This window comes from Streptomyces sp. NPDC058534 (assembly GCF_042717365.1).
Classification (GTDB): Bacteria; Actinomycetota; Actinomycetes; order Streptomycetales; family Streptomycetaceae; genus Streptomyces.
In genome coordinates, this window is sequence record NZ_JBHXNW010000064.1 from 1,938 (window position 1) to 5,274 (window position 3,337).

The 3,337-nt window shown below is 75.2% G+C and carries 5 protein-coding genes; 3 read left to right on the forward strand and 2 right to left on the reverse strand.

Annotated features, from left to right (window positions below; all coding sequences use genetic code 11):
* Positions 1-184: 184 nt before the first annotated feature.
* Positions 185-799: a hypothetical protein gene (locus ACFWR9_RS31055; protein ID WP_383847700.1), complete on the reverse strand. Its 615-nt coding sequence runs from the start codon at positions 797-799 to the stop codon at positions 185-187.
* 141 nt (positions 800-940) lie between these two features.
* On the opposite strand from ACFWR9_RS31055, the gene npdG reads away from it, so the two are divergent.
* Positions 941-1,648: an NADPH-dependent F420 reductase gene (npdG, locus tag ACFWR9_RS31060; protein WP_383847703.1), complete on the forward strand. Its 708-nt coding sequence runs from the start codon at positions 941-943 to the stop codon at positions 1,646-1,648.
* A gap of 74 nt (positions 1,649-1,722) precedes the next feature.
* On the forward strand, positions 1,723-1,911 hold the full coding sequence (locus ACFWR9_RS31065; protein ID WP_383847705.1) for a hypothetical protein: 189 nt from the start codon (positions 1,723-1,725) through the stop codon (positions 1,909-1,911).
* 6 nt (positions 1,912-1,917) lie between these two features.
* Here the strand turns inward: ACFWR9_RS31065 and ACFWR9_RS31070 are convergent, their stop codons facing one another.
* The gene (locus ACFWR9_RS31070) at positions 1,918-2,715 is read right to left on the reverse strand and encodes a site-2 protease family protein (protein WP_383847707.1); all 798 of its coding nucleotides are present in this window, start codon (positions 2,713-2,715) and stop codon (positions 1,918-1,920) included.
* A 193-nt stretch (positions 2,716-2,908) separates the two neighbouring features.
* On the opposite strand from ACFWR9_RS31070, the gene ACFWR9_RS31075 reads away from it, so the two are divergent.
* Positions 2,909-3,337 (forward strand): winged helix-turn-helix domain-containing protein (locus ACFWR9_RS31075; RefSeq protein WP_383847710.1); only part of this gene is annotated, 429 nt, incomplete at its 3' end.

The window sequence follows — 3,337 nt, forward strand, 5'->3', positions numbered from 1 at the left end:
CGGGGGGCTCCGGCGCCCGCGGGCGCGCGATATTGGCGGGCGTGACTGGGGGGCGCGCCCCCCCCAGACCCCCGCTTCGGCCTGAACGGCCTCGTCCTCGAACGCCGGACGGGCTGAGAGTGCCCGGAACTGAAACATGCGGCCTACGCCGACACGGTGGTGGCGGAGCCTCACCCGGTGGGCGTCACCAGCCGGACGGTGGCGGGGCCGTCAGGTGGTCGGCCAGGCGGGACATGCGGTCGCGGAAGCGGCGGCGGCCCCGGGGCGGCGGCCCCGCGTTCTCCCCGGCCGCCGCGCTGACCAGGTGCTGCACCGTGTCCAGGTCCAGCTCGGCGCCGTCCGGCACGGTCAGCGCCTCGTGCGCCATCGCCGTCAGCTCCCGCTCACCCGGGCCGCGGTCGGCGCCCAGTGACAGCACGGTGGCACCTGCCCGGCGGGCGTCGTGCACCCGTTCCAGGAGCGGGGCGCCGGGATCGGCGGGCGTCACCACGAGCAGCGTCTCCCCGCGCCGGGCCGCCGCCAGCCGCCCGAGGCCCACCGCCAGATGCGCCGGGTCCGCGGGACGCGCGTCGGGCCGCACCAGCGTGGGCGCCAGTTCCGGCGTCCCCGACCAGGCGGCCTCGTCCACCAGGTGCGCCGCCAGATGCCAGGGCTCGTGCTCGGCGGTGCCCACCAGCAGCAACCCGCCCCCGTGCGGGACCACCGACCCCCGCAGCGCCCCCGCGAACCTCCGGGTGGCCCCCAGCCACTCGGTCCCGGCGAGCACTTCCCGCAGCAGCGCGACCCGTACGGCGTCCATGCCGCCGCATCCTGCCGCAACCCCGCCCGCCCGGTCCGGCGTTCGCCCCGGATTCGCCCGACCCGGGGACGCGGGGGAGACCCGCCACCGGCGCTGAGACCCGTACGACCGTCGTGACCGGGGCAGACGTAGGGTCGGCCCATGACCTCTACCGACAGTGCCGCACAGAAGGCCCCCGCCAAGGACCCCTGGGACCTGCCCGACGTCTCCGGGCTGGTCGTGGGCGTGCTCGGCGGCACCGGCCCGCAGGGCAAGGGCCTCGCGTACCGCCTCGCCAGGGCCGGCCAGAAGGTGATCATCGGCTCGCGTGCCACCGAACGCGCCGAGGCCGCCGCCGCGGAACTCGGGCACGGCGTCGAGGGCGCCGACAACGCCGAGACCGCGCGCCGCAGCGACGTCGTGATCGTCGCCGTGCCCTGGGAGGGCCACGGCAAGACCCTCGAGTCCCTGCGCGAGGAACTGGCCGGCAAGCTCGTCGTCGACTGCGTCAACCCGCTCGGCTTCGACAAGAAGGGCGCCTACGCGCTCAAGCCGGAGGAGGGCAGCGCCGCCGAGCAGGCCGCCGCCCTGCTGCCGGACAGCAGGGTCACCGCCGCCTTCCACCACCTCTCGGCGGTCCTCCTCCAGGACCCGGAGACCGACGAGATCGACACCGACGTGATGGTGCTCGGCGAGGCCCGCGCCGACGTGGAGACCGTGCAGGCGCTCGCCGGACGCATCCCGGGTATGCGCGGCATCTTCGCCGGGCGGCTGCGGGGCGCCCACCAGGTCGAGTCGCTGGTCGCCAACCTGATCTCCGTCAACCGCCGCTACAAGGCACACGCCGGGCTCCGCGTCACGGACGTGTGAGCCGATGGGGGACACTGGTGGGTGCCGCGGTACCCCGCGTCACCCGCACGTGTCCCCCGACAGGAGCCGGCCCCATGCCCCGCCTCGCCCTCTACGCCCTGGCCGTCTGCGTCCTCGCGGTGGTCGCCGCCGTCGTCTCGTTCGTGCAGGGCAGCGTGCTGATCGGCGTCGTGTGGGTGCTGCTGTCGGGGCTGTCGTCCAACATGTGCTGGTACTACGTCAAGCGCGGCCGGGACGCCCGCCGCGAGTCCGTCACGGGCTGAGCACCGTCACCCGGCGACCGCGCACAGCTCCGCGGTCTGCCAGAAGCGGTACAGCTCGAAGCCGCAGTACGTGTCGAACTCGCCGATCCCCAGCCCGCGCAGGAGCGCGTCGATCGCGTCGAAGAACACCCCGTTGACGGCCGGGATCCACAGCAGCGCGAACACGATCAGCAGCCCGAACGGCGCGAGCGGCTCCACCTGCCGCCGCACGTTGTACGACAGCCACGGCTCGATCACCCCGTAGCCGTCCAGGCCCGGCACCGGCAGGAAGTTCAGGATCGCCGCCGTCACCTGGAGCAGCGCGAGGAAGGCCAGCGCCAGCCGGAAGTCGCGCGGAACGCCGTCCAGCGCGTCCAGCCAGAACGGCGCCGTGCACACCACGGCGAACAGGACGTTCGTCAGCGGGCCCGCCGCCGAGATAAGACTGTGCCGCCACCGCCCCCGGATCCGCCCGCGCTCGATGAAGACGGCCCCGCCGGGCAGACCGATCCCGCCCATGATCACGAACAGCACCGGCAGCACGATGCTCAGCAACGCATGCGTGTACTTGACAGGATTCAGCGTGAGGTAGCCCTTCGCGCCGACCGAGATGTCACCGCTGTGCAGCGCGGTGCGCGCGTGCGCGTACTCGTGCAGGCACAGCGAGACGACCCACGCCGCCGTCACGAACAGGAAGACGGCCAGCCCCGGCTGCTCGGCGAACCCACTCCAGGTGGCCCACCCCGTGACCGCGGCGACGGCGACGATCCCGAGAAAGACGGGACTGACCCGCCGGTCACTGGGGCGGGCGGTGGCGGTGGACATGGAACTCCCTGGTTCTCGGACGCACGCGACAGCTGCGGGACTGCCCGACCGTACCGGGCGCACCGGGAGAACGTCCCGCGGGTGCCGGCCGGTTCCGGGGAGAGCGGTCGCACGGGGCGACGGCCGTCTCGTCGCGAGGGCGCCCCGCCATGCCGTCAAAACCCCGTGACCGGCCCGGACCGCACCAGGGACAATGGGGCCCGTGCGCTATCGCATCCTCGGCACCACACAGGTACTCCGTCCCGACGGCACGGCCGTCCCGCTCGGCGGGGCGCGGTTGCGTGCGCTGCTGACCGTGCTCGCGCTCAGGTCCGGCCGTGCCGTGCCCGCGGGGCTGCTGGTGGAGGAGGTGTGGGACGGGGATCCGCCCGCCGACGCGCCGGGAGCCCTCCAGGCGCTGGTCGGGCGGCTGCGCCGGGCGCTCGGCGCGGACGCGGTGGCCTCGGCCGACGGCGGGTACCGGCTCACCGCCGCCCCGGACGACATCGACCTGCACCGCTTCGACCGGCTGGGGGGGGGGGCGGGGGGGGGCCCCCCCCCCCGCCCCCCCCCCCCCCCGGGCCCGCCCCCCCCGCCCCCCCCACCCCCCGGGGGGGGGGGGCCGCCCCCCGCCGCGCGCGCC